General features: G+C 70.9%; 15 protein-coding genes. 11 read left to right on the top strand and 4 right to left on the bottom strand.

All coding sequences use genetic code 11. The features are described from left to right. Window positions 1-13: 13 nt before the first annotated feature. On the bottom strand, window positions 14-259 hold the full coding sequence (locus B118_RS0104680; RefSeq protein ID WP_018223307.1) for a hypothetical protein: 246 nt from the start codon (window positions 257-259) through the stop codon (window positions 14-16). Between the two features lie 467 nt (window positions 260-726). Here B118_RS0104680 and trpC point away from each other — a divergent pair, with 467 nt between their 5' ends. The 8 genes from trpC (at window position 727) to B118_RS0104640 (ending at window position 13,403) form a co-directional block, all read left to right on the top strand. Further along, a complete protein-coding gene (trpC, locus tag B118_RS0104675; RefSeq protein ID WP_018223308.1) occupies window positions 727-1,530 on the top strand; it encodes an indole-3-glycerol phosphate synthase TrpC in 804 nt (267 codons plus the stop codon). Between the two features lie 31 nt (window positions 1,531-1,561). Beyond that, window positions 1,562-2,794, top strand: a complete 1,233-nt coding sequence (trpB, locus tag B118_RS0104670) for a tryptophan synthase subunit beta (RefSeq protein WP_028192446.1) — start codon at window positions 1,562-1,564, stop codon at window positions 2,792-2,794. Window positions 2,795-2,798: 4 nt separating this feature from the next. Next, window positions 2,799-3,602: a tryptophan synthase subunit alpha gene (gene trpA, locus B118_RS0104665; protein WP_018223310.1), complete on the top strand. Its 804-nt coding sequence runs from the start codon at window positions 2,799-2,801 to the stop codon at window positions 3,600-3,602. A 141-nt stretch (window positions 3,603-3,743) separates the two neighbouring features. Beyond that, on the top strand, window positions 3,744-4,841 hold the full coding sequence (gene lgt, locus B118_RS0104660; RefSeq protein ID WP_018223311.1) for a prolipoprotein diacylglyceryl transferase: 1,098 nt from the start codon (window positions 3,744-3,746) through the stop codon (window positions 4,839-4,841). Window positions 4,842-4,855: 14 nt separating this feature from the next. After that, window positions 4,856-6,043, top strand: coding sequence for an FAD-dependent oxidoreductase (locus B118_RS0104655; RefSeq protein WP_018810909.1), 1,188 nt, complete (start codon window positions 4,856-4,858; stop codon window positions 6,041-6,043). Between the two features lie 193 nt (window positions 6,044-6,236). Continuing rightward, entirely contained in the window at window positions 6,237-10,958 is a 4,722-nt protein-coding gene (gene gltB / locus B118_RS0104650; protein WP_028192445.1) for a glutamate synthase large subunit, read from the top strand. Beyond that, window positions 10,951-12,456 (top strand): glutamate synthase subunit beta, encoded by a 1,506-nt coding sequence (locus tag B118_RS0104645; RefSeq protein WP_018810911.1) that lies wholly within the window; start codon window positions 10,951-10,953, stop codon window positions 12,454-12,456. Before gltB ends, B118_RS0104645 begins: the two co-directional genes overlap by 8 nt. A gap of 149 nt (window positions 12,457-12,605) precedes the next feature. Further along, complete coding sequence (locus B118_RS0104640; RefSeq protein WP_028192444.1) at window positions 12,606-13,403, top strand: SGNH/GDSL hydrolase family protein; 798 nt, start codon at window positions 12,606-12,608, stop codon at window positions 13,401-13,403. A 90-nt stretch (window positions 13,404-13,493) separates the two neighbouring features. Here the strand turns inward: B118_RS0104640 and B118_RS0104635 are convergent, their stop codons facing one another. The 3 genes from B118_RS0104635 to B118_RS0104625 are packed head-to-tail and all read right to left on the bottom strand — an operon-like array spanning window position 13,494 to window position 15,581. Continuing rightward, window positions 13,494-13,745 carry a helix-turn-helix transcriptional regulator gene (locus B118_RS0104635; RefSeq protein ID WP_018223316.1) on the bottom strand — a complete coding sequence of 84 codons (252 nt, stop codon included), beginning with the start codon at window positions 13,743-13,745 and terminating at the stop codon, window positions 13,494-13,496. 10 nt (window positions 13,746-13,755) lie between these two features. Beyond that, on the bottom strand, window positions 13,756-14,607 hold the full coding sequence (locus B118_RS0104630) for an ABC transporter permease (protein WP_018223317.1): 852 nt from the start codon (window positions 14,605-14,607) through the stop codon (window positions 13,756-13,758). Next, entirely contained in the window at window positions 14,604-15,581 is a 978-nt protein-coding gene (locus B118_RS0104625; RefSeq protein ID WP_026185804.1) for an ABC transporter ATP-binding protein, read from the bottom strand. Before B118_RS0104625 ends, B118_RS0104630 begins: the two co-directional genes overlap by 4 nt. Before the next feature lie 265 nt (window positions 15,582-15,846). On the opposite strand from B118_RS0104625, the gene B118_RS0104620 reads away from it, so the two are divergent. From B118_RS0104620 to B118_RS0104610, 3 genes are all read left to right on the top strand, one after another. After that, on the top strand, window positions 15,847-16,710 hold the full coding sequence (locus B118_RS0104620) for an esterase/lipase family protein (protein ID WP_027647435.1): 864 nt from the start codon (window positions 15,847-15,849) through the stop codon (window positions 16,708-16,710). A gap of 369 nt (window positions 16,711-17,079) precedes the next feature. After that, window positions 17,080-18,528, top strand: a complete 1,449-nt coding sequence (gene pyk / locus B118_RS0104615; protein WP_026270611.1) for a pyruvate kinase — start codon at window positions 17,080-17,082, stop codon at window positions 18,526-18,528. A 52-nt stretch (window positions 18,529-18,580) separates the two neighbouring features. Then, complete coding sequence (locus B118_RS0104610) at window positions 18,581-19,465, top strand: acyl-CoA thioesterase (protein WP_018223321.1); 885 nt, start codon at window positions 18,581-18,583, stop codon at window positions 19,463-19,465. Window positions 19,466-19,709 lie beyond the last annotated feature (244 nt).

Raw genomic sequence — 19,709 nt, 5'->3', positions numbered from 1 at the left:
CTGCCCCGCCGCCTCAGCCCATCGGCCGCGGGTCGCGGTTCGTGTCGCGGTTCGTGGTGAACTCGGCGACGATCCGGTCCAGTTCGGCCCGCTGGTCGGCGCGGGCCTGGTCGGCGCAGACGGCTTCCCACGCGTTGCCCCGTGCGGTACGCGTCTGCGCCTCGCCGACCACGGCGCGTTCGAGCGTGTGCACCACGCCGACGGCGAGCGAGGCGACCGTACGGGAGATGGTGGTGAGGCCGATGCTCTCAGTGCTCATGATCAGTCCCGGAGATCGTTGGGTGGCGCGGGCGGATGCCGAACCGAGTCTGCCCGAGGGGAATGCTCATCGACTCACGTTTCGTCGGGGTGTCCGCCGTGTCAACCCTGGCTCCGCGGTGCTGACCTGGGAAGAGTCCACTGGCCTTGAGCTTGCTCACAGCCCTGCCCCGGGCTTTCAGCCGGTGGCTGGTCGGCCGGATTGGATCACATCAATGCCCAGGATGGTGGTGGTCGATGATCGTCGGCCTCGACTGACGACCGGGAGGTGATGGCTGTGTGTGAGCTCACCTTCACTGGAGGTTGGGCATTATGCCGCAAGCCGATTCGTGAGTAGCGCCATACCCCCGGCGGCCGGCATCGGGTACGCCGCCTAGCATCGGTCCATGACGCCCGGAGAGGGGAGCGTTGGTGACTGCGGAGCATGCGCACGCGGGAGGGAGCGACGCCGGTTCGGCGAAGCCCAGCGTGCTCGATGAGATTCTGGCCGGAGTGCGCGAGGACGTGGCTCGGCGGCAGGACCAGGTCCCGCTGGAGCGCATTCGAGAGCTGGCCGCCGCCGCCCCGCCGCCGCTGGATGCGTACGCGGCCCTGCGTCGGCCCGGCGTGGCGGTGGTCGCCGAGGTGAAGCGCTCCTCGCCGTCCAAGGGACGGCTGGCGGAGATCGCCGACCCGTCCGACCTCGCCAGCGACTACGCCGCCGGCGGTGCCCGGGCGATCAGCGTGCTCACCGAGGGGCGCTGGTTCGGTGGCTCGCTGGATGACCTCGCCGCCGTCCGGGCCGCGGTTGATGTTCCGGTGCTGCGGAAGGACTTCGTGGTCTCCAGCTACCAGGTGCATGAGGCGCGGGCGCACGGCGCCGACCTGGTGCTGCTGATCGTGGCGGCGTTGGAGCAGAAGGTGCTGGTCGGCCTGCTGGAGCGGATCGAGTCGCTGGGCATGACCGCCCTGGTCGAGGTGCACGACGAGGAGGAGGCGGACCGGGCGTTGGAGGCCGGCGCCCAGGTGATCGGCGTGAACGCGCGCGACCTGCGTACGTTGGAGGTCGACCGGTCGGTCTTCGAGCGGATCGCGCCCGGCCTGCCCAGCAGCGTTGTCAAGATCGCTGAGTCGGGGGTGCGCGGGCCGCACGATCTCATCCGGTACGCGTCGGCCGGTGCCGACGCGGTCTTGGTCGGTGAGGGCCTGGTTACCCAGAAGAGCCCCCGGGAGGCGGTGGCCGAGCTGGTCAACGCCGGTAACCACCCGGCGACACCCCGTCCGGCGCGCTGAGCGCGCGCTGGTCAGAACGAAGGGAGCCGCGATGAGCGTCGACACGCCTGCCGCGACCGTCCGATACCCGGACGCCGCCGGTCACTTCGGCCGGTTCGGCGGCCGGTTCGTCCCCGAGGCCCTGGTGGCCGCGTTGGACGAACTCGACGGCGCCTGGCGTACCGCGATCGGCGACGAGGCATTCCAGACCGAGTTCGCCGCCCTGCTCCGCGACTACGCCGGCACCCCCTCGTTGCTCTACCCCGCGCGGCGTCTCTCCGCCAAGATCGGCGCACAGGTGCTGCTGAAGCGGGAGGACCTCAACCACACCGGGGCGCACAAGGTGCGCAACGTGCTCGGCCAGGCGCTGCTGACGAAGCGGATGGGCAAGCGGCGTGTCATCGCCGAGACCGGCGCCGGTCAGCACGGGGTGGCCACCGCCACCGCGGCCGCCCTGTTCGATCTCGAGTGTGTGGTTTACATGGGTGAGGTGGACACCCAACGGCAGGCGCTGAACGTGGCGCGCATGCGGATGCTGGGCGCCACCGTGGTGCCGGTCACCACCGGGTCCCGCACCCTCAAGGACGCGATGAACGAGGCGATGCGGGACTGGGTTGCCAACGTCGACAGCACCCACTACCTGATCGGTACGGCGGCCGGCCCGCACCCCTTCCCCGCCCTGGTCCGCGATTTCGTCCGAGGCATCGGCGACGAGGCCCGCCAGCAGTGCCTTGACCTGGTCGGTAAGCTGCCCGACGCGGTCACCGCCTGCGTGGGCGGCGGCTCCAACGCACTCGGTGTCTTCCACGCCTTCGTTGACGACCCGAGCGTGCGCCTGTACGGCTTCGAAGCCGGCGGGGACGGGCCGGCGACCGGCCGGCACGCGGCCAGCATTACCGGTGGCTCCTCGGGCGTGCTGCACGGGACCCGGACCTACGTGCTGCAGGACGCCGATGGTCAGACCGTCGAGTCGCACTCGATCTCGGCCGGGTTGGACTACCCGGGCGTCGGGCCGGAGCACGCCTGGCTGCACGACACCGGCCGGGCGACGTACCGGCCGGTGAACGACGCCGACGCGATGGCCGCCTTCGAGTTGCTCTGCCGTACCGAGGGCATCATCCCCGCGATCGAGAGCTCCCACGCGTTGGCCGGCACGGTCGCGATCGCCCCGGAACTCGCCGCCGAACTGGGCCGGGAGCCGGTCGTGGTGGTCAACCTCTCCGGCCGTGGGGACAAGGACGTGCACACCGCCGGGGAGTACTTCGGCGTCCTCGACAAGGAGTGACAGCGTGAGTCGCATCGGGGTTGCGTACGACCGGGCTCGGGCCGAGGGCCGGGCTGTCCTGGTCGGCTGTATGCCCGCCGGGTTCCCGACCGTCGAGGGCAGCATCGCCGCGATGACCGCCATGGTCGAAGCGGGCGTGGACGTCATCGAGGTGGAGATTCCGTACTCCGACCCGGTGATGGACGGTCCGGTGATCCAACGGGCCAGTGACATCGCCCTGGCCGGCGGGGTCCGGGTCGCCGACACGCTGCGCATCGTCGACGCGGTCGCCGCCACCGGCGCGCCCGTGGTGACGATGACCTACTGGAACCCGATCGAGCAGTACGGCGTTGACGCCTTCGCCCGGGACCTCGCCGCGGCGGGCGGCACCGGGCTGATCACACCCGACCTGATTCCCGACGAGGCGCAGGAGTGGCTGGCCGCCTCCGACGCGTACGGGCTGGACCGGACCTTCCTCGTCTCGCCCTCCTCGACTGACGCCCGGCTGCAGATGACCGTCGAGCACTGCCGGGGATTCGTGTACGCGACCGCGCTCATGGGGGTCACCGGGGCCCGTGAGCGGGCTTCGGCGGCGGCCCCGGTGCTGGTGTCCCGGGTCCGGGCGGTTACCGACCTGCCGGTCGGTGTCGGCCTCGGGATCGGCAGCGGGGAACAGGCCGGCACGGCGGCCGGGTTCGCCGATGGGGTCATCGTCGGCAGTGCCCTGATCCGCTGCCTGCTCGATGCCGCGAGTCTACCGGCGGGGCTGACCGCCCTGCGTGAGCTGAGCACCGAACTCGCCGCGGGTGTCCGGACCCCGGCCTCCTGACGCCCGCCCCGGGGCCATCAGCCCGGCACCCCCGAGCTGAGCACACCCCGGGTCACGGGCCCGGCGCCCCGGAGATGAGCGCCACGGGTCGCGTGGGCCGGGGTGCCACGGCGGGGCCGAACGGCGGTAGCCTGTGCACTCGTGAACCTCGCCTCGCAGACCTCTATGGCGGCCCTGCCCAGTCCGACCACCGCCGTGTGGCAGCTGGGCCCGGTGCCGATCCGTGCGTACGCGCTTTGCATCCTCCTCGGCATCGTGGTGGCCTGCTGGATCACCGAGCGACGACTACGCCAGCGCGGGGTGGCGCCGGGGGCGGTGCTCGACATCGCCGTGTGGGCGGTGCCGGCCGGCATCATCGGCGCCCGGATCTACCACGTGATCTCCTCACCGGAGAAATACTTCGGCACCGGTGGCGATCCGCTCAAGGTCTTCGCCATCTGGGAGGGTGGTCTCGGCATCTGGGGTGCGGTGGCCGGTGGCGCGCTTGGTGCGTGGTATGCCGCCCGGCAGCTCGGTATTCCGCTCGCGGTGGTGGCGGATGCCCTCGCCCCGGGGCTGCCGCTGGCCCAGGCGATCGGGCGGCTCGGCAACTGGTTCAACAACGAGCTCTACGGTGGGCGCACCACGCTGCCCTGGGGCCTGGAGATCCACCGGATGGACCAGGAGTCGGGCCAGGCCCTGCGCGACGACACCGGGACACCCATCCTCGAGGCGGGGCTCTACCATCCGACCTTCGCCTATGAGGCGCTGTGGAACCTGGGTGTGGTCGCCCTCGTCCTCTTCCTCGACCGGCGACTGAAGCTGGGCCGCGGCCGAGCCTTCGCACTCTATGTGCTGGGCTACACGGCCGGCCGGTTCTGGATCGAGATGATCCGTACCGACGAGGCGAACATGATCCTCGGCGTACGGCTGAACGTCTGGACCGCGGCGGTGGTCTTCCTCGGTGCGTTGATCTACTTCCTGCGGGTGCGCGGACCGCGCGAGTACCTGATTCCGATCCGCGAGGTGCCGGCGTCCGCCCCCGAGTCGGACGTGTCGCAGGTCGACCTCTCCGCCCGCGAGGCGAGTGCCCGGCCGGCGGCGCCGGAGGGCTACCAGGTGGTTGGCGAGGAGCAGTTCCGGCACTGGCAGGAGACGGGCGAGGCGCCGCCGGGGCCGGAGGCCGGGGGCCCCGGTGACGGTCCGCCCACCGACCAGCCGGTGGATGCCGCCCCGCCCGCCGACCAGCGCGACAGCTGAGCGAGGAGGGCCGCATGCGTAGCGCGGTCGTGGTCGGCGCCGGTGTCGGTGGCCTTGCGGTCGCGGGCGCGTTGGCGCGCTCCGGTTGGCAGGTCACGCTGGTCGAGCGAGCCGACCGGATCCGTCCGGAGCCCACCGCGGTGCTGCTCTGGCCCAACGGGGTACGCGCACTGCGCGCCCTCGGTCTCGGCGCCGGGCTCGACGCGATCGCCACCCCGCTGTCGAGCGGTGGGGTGCGCCGACCCGACGGCCACCAGTTGGTGCGGCCCCGTCCGGTCCCGGCGGACCGAAGCCCGGTCGTGGTGCACCAGGAGGACCTGCACGATGCGCTCATCGCCGGGCTGGGTGACGGTGTGGAGTTGCGGACCGGCGTGACCCTCCGTTCGGTTTGCGCGGAGCCGGGCGACCGCCCGTCGGTCAGCGACGGCCGGCACACCTACGAGGCGGACCTGGTGGTCGCCGCCGATGGCCTCGACAGCGTGGCGCGGGCGCAGCTCGCACCGGAGGCGGCAGTGGTCAGTTGCGGCTCGGCCGCGTGGCGGGCGGTGATCCCGTGGTACCGGGCGCCCCAACTCCCCGCCGACCTGCCGCCGACCGGGGAGATCCTCGGTGCCGGGTACCGCTTCGTCTACGTGTCGCTGGGCGAACGGGGTGCGTCCGGGGCCTCCAGCCGCGGCGGGATCTACTGGGTGGCCACCGCCGCCGGTGCGCCCCGGCCGGAGTCGCCGGAGACCCAGCTCGCCCTGCTGCGTCGCTGGTACGCCGGCTGGCCCGCACCCATCGCCCAGCTGCTCGACGCCACCGACCCGGCCGACCTGGTCCAGCGGGAGATCCGCGAACTGCGCCCGCTGCCCCGCACATACGGCTTCCCCACCGGTCCTGGTGGGGCGGTGCTGCTCGGTGACGCCGCGCACGGCATGCCCCCGCACCTGGGGCAGGGGGCCTGCCTCGCCTTCGAGGACGCCGCCACCCTGGCCGGGCTGCTCCGGGAGTCCCGGCTGCCGGACGCGGTCGTCGCCTACGACCGGACCCGACGGCCCCGGGTGACGGCGACGGTCCGGCAGACCCGACGGATGTCGGCGGTGCTCCAGGCCCGGGGCCGGCTCGCACTTCGGGCCCGAGACGCTGTCCTCGGCGCCCTCACCCCCCGGCTGCTGGGCAGCGCCAGCACGACCGCCGACCAGTGGCATCCTCCGTCCTGACCAGCTCCGGATGCCAACCGACGGGAAGGCGGCCGAGGGTGGTGCGGTAATGGGAGTATCTTTCTCACACTCTGGAAGGTGTGATCAATCTGCACTGGCCTTGTGTGGCCCCCCCTAACGTAGACTCAAATGACCCTTGAGGGCCGACGTCGTCCCGACCAAGATTCAGCCTGAGTGACGACAGGAGGCCCGGGTGGCCGCTCCGTACCCGCACCGCATCCCGCAGCAGGTCCCGCACTCCGGCCCGAACGGGTCCACCGCCGGGCTCTACGACCCCGCCTACGAACGCGACGCGTGTGGGGTGGCGTTCGTGGCGGACCTGCGCGGCCGGCCGTCGCACGAGGTGGTGGCCAATGGGCTCGCCGCGCTGCGCCGGCTGGACCATCGGGGTGCCCGGGGTGCGGAGTCGAACACCGGCGACGGCGCGGGCATCCTGATCCAGGTGCCGGACGCGCTGCTGCGCGCGGTGGTGGACTTCCCGCTGCCCCCGATCGGTGAGTACGCGACCGGCCTGGTCTTCCTGCCCGACGACGACGAGGCCGAGCTGCGGGCCCGCCGGGTGGTGGAGAAGTACGCGTTGGTCGAGGGCGCCGACCTGCTGGGGTGGCGGGACGTACCGGTGGATCCGGCGGGCCTGGGTGCGACGGCGCTCGCGGCGATGCCCCGGGTCCGGCAGCTCTTCGTCACCGCGCACCGGCTCACCGACTCGGCGACGGGCCCAGCTGGTTCCCGGTTGACCGGCATCGAGTTGGAGCGGGTGGCGTACCGCGTCCGCAGGCAGGCCGAGCGGGAGTCGGCGGAGCGTGGCGTGCCGGCGTACTTTCCGTCGCTCTCCGGCCGCACGATGGTCTGGAAGGGCATGCTCACCCCGGACCAGCTGCCGGAGTTCTACCCGGAGCTGACCGACGAGCGGATGCGCAGCGCCATCGCGCTGGTGCACTCCCGCTTCTCCACGAACACGTTCCCGTCCTGGCCCCTGGCGCACCCGTTCCGGTTCATCGCCCACAACGGCGAGATCAACACCATCCGGGGCAATCGGAACTGGATGCAGGCGAGAGAGTCGATGCTCGCCGGTGGAGCCGGTGCGGCGCTGCCCGGCGACATTCGTCGAATCCTCCCGGTCTGCACCCCGGGGGCATCCGACTCGGCCAACTTCGACGAGGTCCTGGAGCTGCTGCACCTGGCGGGGCGAAGCCTGCCGCACGCGGTGTTGATGATGATTCCGGAGGCCTGGGAGAACGACCCGGACATGCCCGCTGACCAACGGGCCTTCTACCGGTTCCACGCCAGCCTGATGGAGCCCTGGGACGGGCCGGCGTCGGTGGCGTTCACCGACGGCGAGATCGTCGGGGCGGTGCTGGACCGCAACGGCCTCCGTCCCGGCCGCTGGTGGCAGACCGCCGACGGGCTGGTTGTGCTCGGCAGCGAGGCGGGTGTGCTGGACCTGGATCCGGCCACCGTGGTCGCCAAGGGGCGCCTGCAGCCCGGTCGGATGTTCCTGGTGGACACCGTGGCTGGCCGGATCGTGCACGACGACGAGATCAAGGCCGAGCTGGCGGCGGCCCAGCCGTACCAGGAGTGGCTCCACGCCGGTTTGATCGAGCTGACCGACCTGCCGGCCCGGGAGCACATCGTCTACACCCACGACTCGGTACGCCGCCGGCAACAGGTGTTCGGCTACACCGACGAGGAGCTGAAGATTCTCCTCGCGCCGATGGCGCGGGTCGGCGCCGAGCCGATCGGCTCGATGGGGACGGACACCCCGATCTCTCCGCTCTCCACCCGGCCCCGGCTGCTCTACGACTACTTCCACCAGCTCTTCGCCCAGGTCACGAACCCGCCGCTGGACGCCATCCGGGAGGAGTTGGTGACCAGTCTCCAGACCACGATCGGGCCGGAGGGCAACCTGCTCGAGCCGGGGCCGGCGAGCTGTCGGCAGCTCGTGCTCCCCTATCCGGTGATCGACAACGACGAGCTGGCGAAGATTCTCTCCATCGACGAGGACGGGGACCTCCCCGGATTCAAGGCGGTCCGGGTCTCCGGCCTGTACCGGATCCGGGAGGGCGGCGCGGGCATCCGGGCGCGGCTGACCGAGATCTGTCGGCACGTCTCCGAGGCCATCGAGGACGGCGTGCGCATCCTCGTCCTCTCCGACCGGGACTCCAACGCCAACCTCGCCCCGATCCCGTCGCTGCTGCTCACCGCGGCGGTGCACCAGCATCTGGTTCGGGAGCAGACCCGGACCCAGGTGGCGCTGATCGTGGAGTCCGGCGACTGCCGGGAGGTGCACCACGCGGCCGTGCTGGTCGGGTACGGCGCGGCGGCGGTGAACCCGTACCTGGCGTTCGAGTCGGTGGAGGACATGATCTCGACGGGGGCGCTGGTCGGCGTCGAGTCGGGCACCGCGGTCCGCAACTACGTCAAGGCGCTCGGCAAGGGCGTTCTGAAGATCATGTCCAAGATGGGTATCTCGACCGTGTCGTCGTACTGCGGCGCCCAGGTCTTCGAGGCGGTTGGGCTGGACAGCCAGCTGATCGAGCGGTACTTCCGGGGCACTCCCAGCAAGATCGGCGGGGTTGACCTGGACGGGATCCACGTCGAGGTCGCCGCTCGACACGCCCACGCCTGGCCGGAGCCGGGGACGGCGACGAGCGACCGGCTGGCCGTCGGTGGCGAGTACCAGTGGCGGCGTGAGGGCGAGCTGCACCTGTTCAACCCGGAGACCGTCTTCCTGCTCCAGCACGCCACCCGCAGCCGGCAGTACGACGTGTTCCGGGCGTACACCTCGAAGGTGGACGCGCTGGCCGCCCAGGGGGGTGCGCTGCGGGGTCGGTTCGCGCTCCGTACCGGAGTGCGCCCGCCGGTGCCGATCGAGGAGGTCGAGCCGGCCACCGAGATCGTTCGACGCTTCGCCACCGGCGCCATGTCCTACGGGTCGATCTCGGTGGAGGCGCACGAGACCCTCGCGATCGCGATGAATCGGCTCGGCGGCAAGTCCAACACCGGCGAGGGCGGTGAAGACGTCGAGCGACTACACGATCCGACCCGCCGCTCCGCGGTCAAGCAGATCGCCAGCGGTCGGTTCGGGGTCACCACCGAGTACCTGGTGAACGCCGATGACCTGCAGATCAAGATGGCGCAGGGCGCCAAGCCCGGCGAGGGTGGCCAGCTTCCCGGCAACAAGGTCTGGCCGTGGATCGCCCGGACCCGCCACGCCACCCCGGGGGTCGGCCTGATCTCTCCGCCACCACACCACGACATCTACTCCATCGAGGACCTGGCCCAGCTCGTGCACGACCTCAAGTGCGTCAACCCGGCGGCGCGGGTGCACGTCAAGCTGGTCAGCGAGGTCGGGGTGGGTACGGTGGCGGCGGGCGTGGCGAAGCTGAAGGCCGATGTCATCCTCATCTCCGGGCACGACGGCGGCACCGGTGCGTCCCCGCTGAACTCGCTCAAGCACGCGGGCACCCCGTGGGAGCTGGGCCTGGCTGAGGCGCAGCAGACCCTGCTGCTCAACAAGCTCCGGGACCGGGTCACCGTGCAGGTTGACGGCCAGCTCAAGACCGGTCGGGACGTGCTGGTCGCGGCCCTGCTCGGGGCGGAGGAGTTCGGCTTCGCCACCGCCCCGCTGATCGTCGAGGGCTGCGTGATGATGCGCGTCTGTCATCTGGACACCTGCCCGGTCGGCATCGCCACCCAGAACCCGGTGCTGCGCGAGCGGTTCACCGGCCGACCGGAGTTCGTGGAGAACTTCTTCCTCTTCCTCGCCGAGGAGGTCCGCGGGTACCTCGCCGAGCTGGGTCTGCGCTCGATCGACGAGGCGATCGGCCGGACCGAACTGCTCGATGTCGCCCCCGCAGTTGATCATTGGAAGGCGACCGGTATCGACCTGAGCCCCGTGCTGCGCCTGCCGGAGCTACCCGAGGGGACCGCTCGACGGGGTGTTCGCGTCCAGGACCACGGTCTCGGGCTGGCGTTGGACAACGAGTTGATCGCGCTCGCCGAGCCGGCGCTGCGTTTCGGTACCCGGGTGCGGACCCGGGTGCCGGTGCGCAACGAGCACCGCAGCGTTGGCGCGATGCTCGGTGGCGAGGTGGTCCGCCGCCACGGCGGGGCCGGCCTGCCCACCGACACGATCGAGTTCGACCTGTACGGCACCGTGGGGCAGTCGTTCGGCGCGTTCCTGCCGTCCGGGGTCACCCTGCGCCTGCACGGCGACGCCAACGACTACGTCGGCAAGGGGCTCTCCGGTGGGCGGCTGGTGCTCCGACCGGACCGGGCCGCGCCCTTTGTCGACGCGGAGGCCATGCCGGGCCGGCGGGCGGAGGATCAGATCATCGCCGGCAACACCATCCTCTACGGTGCCACGGCAGGTGAGGTCTTCCTCCGCGGTCGGGCGGGGGAGCGGTTCGCGGTACGCAACTCTGGGGCGGCTGCTGTCGTCGAGGGCGTCGGCGACCACGGCTGCGAGTACATGACCGGCGGTACGGTCGTGGTGTTGGGGCCGACGGGGCGGAACTTCGCGGCCGGGATGTCCGGCGGGACCGCGTTCGTCTGGCGGCTGGATCGTCGGCGGGTCAACACGGAGTTGGTGGACCTGACGCCCCTGAGCGAGCAGGAGCAGGCAACCCTTTATGACCTGGTCCAGCGGCACTACACCGAGACCGACTCCGCGGTCGCGGAGGAGCTGCTCAAGCGTTGGTCGGAGGCGGTGGAGGAGTTCACCGCCGTGGTGCCCCGGGACTACCGCCGGGTGCTGGAGATCATGCGGGCTGCCGAAGCCGCCGGCTACGACGTGGACGACGCGGTGATGAGCGCCCTGGCGGCGCCGGCAGCGCAGCCCACGTCGTCCGCACCGTCCACGCCGGTGTCGCCCGTCGCGCGGGTGGCTGTCCAGGAGGTAGCTCGTGCCTGATTCGTTTGGTTTCCTGCGGTACGACCGGCAGCTTCCCGCCCGACGGCCCGTTCCGGTGCGGATCATGGACTGGCGGGAGGTCTACCCACCGGCAGGTGAGGAGCTGATCCGGGAGCAGGCCACCCGCTGCATGGACTGCGGCATTCCGTTCTGCCACGACGGCTGCCCGCTGGGCAATCGCATCCCGGACTGGAATGACCTGGTCCGCACCGGTGGCTGGGACGCCGCGGTGGAGACGCTGCACGGCACCAACAACTTTCCGGAGTTCACCGGTCGGCTCTGCCCGGCCCCCTGCGAGGCGGCCTGCGTACTCGGCCTCGGCGGCCAGCAGCCGGTCACGATCAAACAGGTCGAGGTGGAGATCGCCGACGCTGCCGTGGCCCGCGGCGGGCTACGGCCCTGGTCGGTGCCGCCGGCCAGTGGCCGTGCGGTGGCGGTGGTCGGCTCCGGGCCCGCCGGGCTCGCCGCCGCGCAGCAGCTGGCCCGGGCCGGGCATGCGGTCACCGTGTACGAGCGGGACGACGCCCTCGGCGGCCTGCTGCGGTACGGCATCCCGGACTTCAAGCTGGAGAAGCACCACATCGATCGGCGGCTGGCACAGCTCGCCGCCGAGGGGGTGCGGTTCCGGACCGGGGTGGAGGTCGGTGTCGACGTGACCGCCGAGCAGCTGCGGGCCGAGCACGACGCGGTGCTGCTGGCCTGCGGTGCCCTGGCCAGCCGGGACACCCCGGCGACTCCGGGGCGTTCGCTGCGCGGGGTGCATCAGGCGATGGGGCACCTCGTCGCGGCCAACCGGGTGGTGGCCGCCGCGGGGACCAACCCGCCGGCCACCGCGGTGCTGCCGGACGGCACGCCGATCGACGCGGCGGGCCGCAACGTCGTCATCATCGGTGGCGGAGACACCGGCGCGGACTGCCTCGGCGTCGCCCACCGGCAGGGCGCCGCCGCGGTGTACCAGCTCGACCTCTACCCGCAGCCGTCCCGGGAGCGGGACGAGGCGCGGGATCCGTGGCCGACCTGGCCGTGGATCCTGCGCGAGTACCCGGCGCATGAGGAGGGCGGGGAGCGGGTCTTCGCCGTCGCCGTGCAGGAGTTCGTGGACGACGGCAGTGGGGCGGTGCGGGCGGTCCGGATCGCCGAGGTGACGGTGGAGAAGCGCGATGGCCGGCGGCTCGTCACCCCGGTGCCGGGCACTGAGCGGGAGCTGCCGGCCGACCTGGTGCTGCTGGCGATCGGTTTCGACGGTACCGAGCCGCAGCCGCTGCTTGAGCAGTTCGGGGTGTCCCGTGACGAACGGGGCGCGGTAGCGGCCCGTGCGGACTGGCAGACCGATGTGGATGGCGTCTTCGTCGCCGGGGACATGCACCGGGGCGCGTCGTTGGTCGTGTGGGCGATCGCCGAGGGCCGGGCCGCCGCTGCCGCCATCCATTCGTACCTGGACGGGCGGGGTTCGCTGCCGGCGCCGGTGGGATCGGACGCTCGGCCGCTGGCCGGCTGAGGGGCGGGTCGCCGGGGGCGCGGGTGGCCGGGTGAAACGATTCACTTTGGTGAATTGTTTCGGTAGCATTACCAGCTAGTAACAAGCTCGACCCTGGCCACGCGCGCGGTCTCTGGGCTCCCCACCCCCCCGGCCCTGTGGAGGTCCACATGCCACCCCGTGCACCCGCCCGCGCCCTGGCGGCGCTGGTCGCCCTCTGCGTCGCCGTTGTCGGCGCGGTGCTGGTCCCCAGCGCCGCGCAGGCCGCGACCATCAACTACGTCGCGCTCGGCGACTCGTACTCCTCCGGCGTCGGCGCCGGCCCGTACGACGGATCCAGCTGCCTGCGCAGTCAGAAGTCCTACGCCCCGCGCTGGGCTGCGGCGAATGCGGTGACCAGCTTCCAGTTCCCGGCCTGTGGTGGCGCGGTCACCGCCGACGTCATCAACAACCAGGTCGACTCGCTCAGCGCCAGCACCACGATGGTGACGGTCACCATCGGTGGTAATGACGTCGGCTTCGCCAGCGTGATGCTGACCTGTCGGTTCGGCAGCACCTCGGCCTGCACGGAGGCCATCGACGAGGCCCGGGACTTCGCCCAGACCACCCTGCCCGGCCGGCTGGACGCCACCTACGCGACGATCCGGGACCGGGCGCCGAACGCCCAGCTGATCGTGCTCGGCTACCCGCGACTCTTCGAGACCGGCTGGTGTGGCCTGTTCGGGATGAGCGCCACCAAGCGACAGCAGCTCAACGACGCCGCTGACCTCCTCAACAGCATCACCGCCGGCCGTGCCGCCGCGGCCGGTGCCGCCTTCGCCGACCTCCGTCCCCACTTCGCCGGCCATGGCGTCTGCGGCGACGAGCCCTGGATCAACGACGTCACCAGGATCATCGAGGCGTACCACCCCAACGACGAGGGCTACCGCGACGGCTACCTGCCGGCGCTGAACGCCGTCACCGGCTGATCCCGCCCGTCGGCCGGCAGTCCCAGGTGGACGGCCGGCCGACGGTGGCGGCGGGTGTGGACATCGACGTCGCCGCCCGCCGCCGTTGCTTCACGCTGGGCGGCGGTTCCCGACAGCGGCATCACCGATGCGGGGAAACGGTTCGATCGAGAAGACCACCTCGACCGGCACCTCGAAGTGGGCGGCGATCCGCAGCGCCAGGTGCAGGCTGGGCCGAAACTCCCCCCGCTCCAGGTAGCCGATCGTCTGGTAGTGCACTCCGAGCGCGTCGGCGAGCTGCCGTCGGGAGATGCCCCGTTCGGCGCGCAGTACCGCGATTCGGTTGTGCACGGTCTCGCTCATCAATGCCCTCTCATCCGACCCGCTGCATGGCCTGCTCCCGTCGGGCCGCGACCCGCGAGCCGGACTCCCGGCGGGCCATCCGTCGCAGCAGCACCGGCGCCAGCACGAGTCCGAGCACCGCCCACGCCCCGAGGACGGCAACCATCTCCAGATGGCGCCAGGATTCGCCGATCTCGACCGCCGCCAGGTCAGCCGGAAGCAGCGCGGAGCGCATGCCCAAGCCTAGCCAGTAGAGCGGGAAGACCTGGGCGGTGCCCTGGAGCCAGTCGGGCAGGCCGGTGATCGGGTAGAAGATGCCAGAGATGCCGATGAGCCCCATCACCGGCAGCACCACCAGCCCCATGTTGCGCGGGTTCTCGATCAGGGAGCCGATCATCGCGCCCAGCGGGAGCGTCGCCACCAGCCCGAGCGGCACCACCCAGGCCAGCGTGAACCAGGCGCCGGGGTCGCCCAGCCGGAGCCCGTCCAGGAAGAGCATCCCGGGGGTCAGTTGGATGACCAGGCCGATCATCGCGACCGAGGAGACCAGCACCAGTTTGCCGACCAGGTAGCCGAGCATCCCGTTCGGGATGGCCTTGGCCCGCAGCAGGGTACCGTCCTCCCGGTCCACGACGAGTTGCTGGGCCAGCCCGAGCAGCCCGCCGAAGAGTAGGCCCATGCCCAGCGCGCTGGGCAGCGTCCGCGCACCGAGGGAGAAGTCGGTGCCGGGTACGGTCGCCCCCCGCATGAAGAAGACGGCGACCAGCAGCACCACCGTGGGGAAGAAGTAGTTCCACAGGTCCTGGCCGTTGGTGAAGGTGCTGCGCAACTCGATGGCTCCGCGCCGCAGGCCGACCCGGAGTGCGGTGGTCTTCGGGTTCATCGGGTCTCCTCCTGCTGCTGCCACACCCGATCGGCCCAGCCGGTACGGATTCCGGTCTCCTCCTCGTGCACCAAGGCCAGGTACGCGTCCTCCAGGTTGGCTCGGCGTACCTCCAGCTCCTGCACCCCGTCGCCGTGGTCGCGGAGCAGGTCGCGCAGGAACCCGGTGGCGTCCATGGTGGCGTGTACGTGGCGCTGGCCGTCGCAGGTCCAGCGGATCTCCGCATCGGTGGTCAGCCGGCGGGAGAGCTGGTCCGGCGAGCCCCGGGCGATGATCCGGCCGTTGGCCAGGATGACGATCAGGTCGGCGAGCTTCTCCGCCTCGGCCAGGTCGTGGGTGGTCAGCAGGATGGTGGTCTGGTCCAGGTCGGCGAGGCGGTGCACGAGCTCGTGGAACTCGCGTCGGGCCGCCGGGTCAAGGCCGACCGTCGGCTCATCCAGGAAGAGCAGCTCTGGCCGGCCCACGATGCCGACCGCCACGTCGAGGCGCCGCCGTTGCCCGCCGGAGAGCCGGGACACCCGAGCGTTGGCGTGTGCGGTCAGCCCGACAGCCGCCAGCAGGTCGTCCACCGGCCACGGGCGTTGGATCAGGTCGGTCGCGTACGGCGCGTAGTAGTCGCCGAGGTGGGAGAGGAGGTCCCGGACCCGCCACCGGCCGTGGTCACGCCAGGACTGGAGCACCACGCCGATCTGGGCACGCCACCGCTCGTCCCCGCGGGCGGGTTCAACGCCGAGCACCCGGACCGAACCGGCTGAGGGCAGCCGGAACCCCTCAAGGATCTCGATGGTGGTGGTCTTGCCGGCACCGTTCGGCCCGAGCAGCGCGATCACCTCCCCTCGCTGCGCGGTGAGGTCGATGCCGTTCAGCACGTCCACGGTGCCGTAGCGCATGCGTAGGTCTCGAACGTCGAGGACCAAATGATCGTCGGGACTTCGGGGGGCCTCGACAGCCTCCGACCGTTCGACTGTAGTCATGCTCTTGAAGATAGCACCTCTACTACAGGATTAGGTATAGCAACTCTCTCCTGACGGGGTTGAGGCGGTGTCGTGGTGTGGGGGTTCCGCGAGTCGTATCCCTTTGTGGGGTCTTTGTCAGGATCGCCGGAGTGTGCCGTAGGTGGAACAACAGGTTACTGGGAGGTAGCTAGGCATTGACGAACGAGAATTACTGCCCGCATCATCGTTCGCACCGGTCGATCGGACTCGCACCGCACCCACCACCCTCATGGAGGTGCAGCCCATGCTGCTTCGAAAGACCGCCGTCGTGCTCGCGTTCGCGCTCGGCGCCACGCTCACCGTCCCCGGTGTCGCCGCCAGCGCAGCACCCGCCATCCCGGAGGGCGCCGTCAGTGCGGCACCCGCCGGTGCTGCGGCTGAGCAAACGTCCACCCACGACGCCCCGGCGAGTAGCTCCGGTGCCGCCGCAGCCGGCCCGGCCGTGGCGACCAACAACCCGGTAATCATCGTTGGCGGGTTGAGCGGTTTCGCCTTCGCGTACGAGCCGCTCGCCGCGCGTCTGGGCGCCGATGGCTTCCGTCCCTTCATCTATGAACTGCCGGGGCTGGGCTTCGGCGACATCCCGACCTCGGCCCGCGCCTTCGCCGACTACGTCGATCAGGTTCGCGCCACCACCGGTGCCACCCGGGTGGATCTGGTGGGGCACTCCGAGGGGGGCTTGGTGGCCCGCTACTACCTGAAGCGACTCGGTGGCACCGGAGCCGTCGACCGATACGTCAGCCTCGGCAGCCCGCAGTACGGGACGTACGTGGCCAACGTCATCGCCTTCCTCGGGCTCGGCAGCTGCGCCGGTGTGGTGGCCTGTCAGCAGATGAGGATCGGTTCGGACTTCCTCGCCGACCTCAACGCCGGCGACGACACCCCCGGCGCGGTCAGCTACACCACGGTTCGTACGTGGCAGGACGAATTGGTGCGGCCGGTGCGCAACGCCGCGCTGGATGACGGGGCGAAAAACGTACTGATCCAGTCCTGGTGTCCGCTGCGGTTGGTCGGGCACCTCGGGCTGGCGCTGGACGGGACCACCTACACGGTGATTCGGCAGGCGCTGCGCGACGAGTCGATTCGCCCCAACTGCTGGGCCGTCTAGGCATGTCTTCCGGTGGGGCGGTCGGCACGTAGACCGCCCCACCGGGCTGTGCCGGCTGATCCAGTTGTCGCCCGGGCCGCGTGCCAAGCTGCTTCGGCCCTCCCGTGGCGTGCGTTCCCGGTCGCAGTGGGGCGGGGATCGGGCAAACCGGCGAGCGAGGTCGAATGTCCCCGCGCTGTTAACCCATGCCTTTCGGCCCGGCTTACCGTGGGCGGTACGATCTCGGGGCGCGCGGTCGCCGACGCCCGCCCCCCACGACGTTCCCGGCGGTTATCCACTGCCGGCCGTGCAGCCGCGCAACGTCGGAGAACGTGTTCGCACTGCGACAGGGGTCGGCCCGCGGACCGGCCCGGAGGAGAGATTAGCCTGATGGGCGTGACACGCCGCGCAAAGATTGTTTGCACACTCGGCCCCGCCGTCTCCTCGCCGGAGCGTATTCGTGGCCTTGTTGAGGCCGGAATGGATGTGGCGAGGCTCAACTTCAGCCACGGCAGCCACGCCGATCACGAGGCGGTTTGCCGGCTGGTGCGGGAGGCGGCCGAGGCGGCGGGGAGGCCGGTCGCGGTTCTCGCCGACCTCCAGGGTCCCAAGATCCGGCTTGGCCGGTTCGCTGACGGTCCGCACGAGTGGCGCACCGGTGACTCGGTGGTCATCACCGGTGATGACGTTCTCGGCACCCGGGACCGAGTCGCCTGCACCTATCGGAAGCTGCCCGAGGAGGTGAAGCCCGGCGACCGGCTGCTGATCGACGACGGCCGGGTCGCGGTCGAGGTCACCGACGTCACCGGCAACGACATCCGTTGCCTGGTCACCGAGGGCGGACCGGTCTCCAACAACAAGGGCGTCTCGCTGCCGAACGTGGCGGTCAGCGTCCCCGCGCTCTCCGAGAAAGACACCGAGGACCTGCGGTTCGCCCTCGGCCTCGGCGCCGACCTGGTGGCGCTCTCCTTCGTCCGCTCCGCCGACGACATCAAGCTGGTCCACGCCATCATGGCCGAGGAGGGTGTGCACCGGCCCGTGCTGGCCAAGGTGGAGAAGCCGGAGGCGGTGGATCAGCTCGGGGCGATCGTCCTGGCCTTCGACGGGATCATGGTGGCCCGGGGTGACCTCGGCGTGGAGATGCCGTTGGACCAGGTGCCCCTGGTCCAGAAGCGCGCGGTGCAGCTCTGCCGGGAGAACGCCAAGCCGGTCATCGTCGCCACCCAGATGCTTGACTCCATGATTGAGAACTCTCGGCCCACCCGTGCCGAGGCCTCCGATGTGGCCAACGCCGTGCTGGACGGTGCGGACGCGGTGATGCTCTCCGGTGAGACCAGTGTTGGAAAGTACCCGGTGCTCACCGTGAGCACCATGGCGAAGATCGTGGCGACAACGGAGGCGGGCTCGATCTCGGTGCCTCGGCTCCAGCACGATCCGCGTACCCACGGGGGCGCGCTCACCGTCGCCGCCTCGTCGATCGCCCGGGCGATCGACGCCAAGGCTCTGGTGGCGTTCTCGCAGACCGGCGACACCGTCCGACGACTCTCCCGGCTGCACTGCGACCTGCCGTTGCTCGCGTTCACCCCGGTGCCGGAGGTGCGCGACCAGCTCGCCCTCTCCTGGGGTGTACAGACGTTCCTGATGCCCTTCGTTGAGCACACCGACGCCATGTTCCGGCAGGTTGACGAGGCGCTGCTCGGCCTCGGTCTGGCCAACCCCGGCGAATACGTCGTGATCGTCGCCGGTAGCCCGCCCGGAACCCCCGGCTCGACCAACACCCTGCGGGTGCACCAGCTCGGGTCGCTGGTTGACCTCGCTGCGGCCCGGGCGCTCCAGTGAGCGTTCGGAGCGAGCCGGGCCCGCGATCCCCGCGGACGCGACGGGGGGTCCGGTGAGCGAGTCCGGTGCGGTGGTCGGTCAGGCCGCGGTCGATCAGCTGCTGGAGGTGCTGGACCTCAGCCCGACCGGCGAGCGAACCTTCCGGGGGATGAGTCCGCAGGTCGGCCCACAGCGGGTGTACGGGGGGCAGGTCGCCGGGCAGGCGTTGGTCGCCGCCGGGCGGACGGTCGATCCGGAGCGCTCCGTGCACTCCCTGCATGGCTACTTCGTGCGACCGGGCGATCCGAGTGAACCGATCGACTATCAGGTCGAGTGCGTCCGTGACGGTCGTTCCTTCTCCGTCCGCCGGTCAGTGGCGCTGCAGCACGACAAACCGATCTTCTTCATGTCGGCGTCTTTCCAACGTCAGGAGGAGGGGCTGGACCACCACGCGCCCTCCCCGCCGGACGTGCCCGGCCCGGACGAGGTACCGACGATGAGCGATCGGCTCGCCCGCTACCCGGAACGGCTGGGCATCTGGGCGCTGATTCCCCGGCCGATCGATGTCCGCTATGTCGGCGAGCCCGGCTGGGTGCGCCCTGGTGACCGTCCGGCCGAGCCGAACCAGCGGGTGTGGATGCGGATCGACGGCAAGCTCCCGGACGATCCGCTGCTGCACGCCTGTGCTCTGACGTACGCCTCCGACCTCACCCTGCTGGACTCGGTGCTGTCGGTGCATGGAGAGGTGTGGGGGCCCGGCGGGGTGGTGGGCGCAAGTCTCGATCACGCCCTCTGGTTCCATCGGTCGTTCCGCGCCGACGAGTGGTTCCTCTACGACTGCTGGAGCCCGTCGGCCTCCGGTGCGCGAGGGTTGGCGACCGGTCGGATGTTTACCCGGGACGGCCGGCAGATCGCCAGCGCGGTGCAGGAGGGCTTGCTGCGTAAGGTCGGGGCCTGACGCGCTTGTTGTCCCCGGGGAGGGCCGACCTTTCCACCGATTGACCGTTGGAAAGGGTCGGCCCAAACAGTTCACGACGATGGCGCCTGATGGCGGTTTCATGCCGGTTTGGGGTGCGGTCGGGGGCACGGTGGTGGCGGAATCCCGGCCGCCGTCAGGGCGTTACACCATGCGTACGACCGAGCCGGCGTTCCGCCGATGGCGGATGCCAGCCGTGCGTGAGCCCCGGAATGTTGGCGGCCCG

This window comes from Salinispora pacifica CNR114, assembly GCF_000514775.1.
GTDB lineage: Bacteria > Actinomycetota > Actinomycetes > Mycobacteriales > Micromonosporaceae > Micromonospora > Micromonospora pacifica.
The sequence above is the reverse complement of the archived record's forward strand: the minus strand, read 5'-3'. Positions and strand labels throughout refer to the sequence as shown.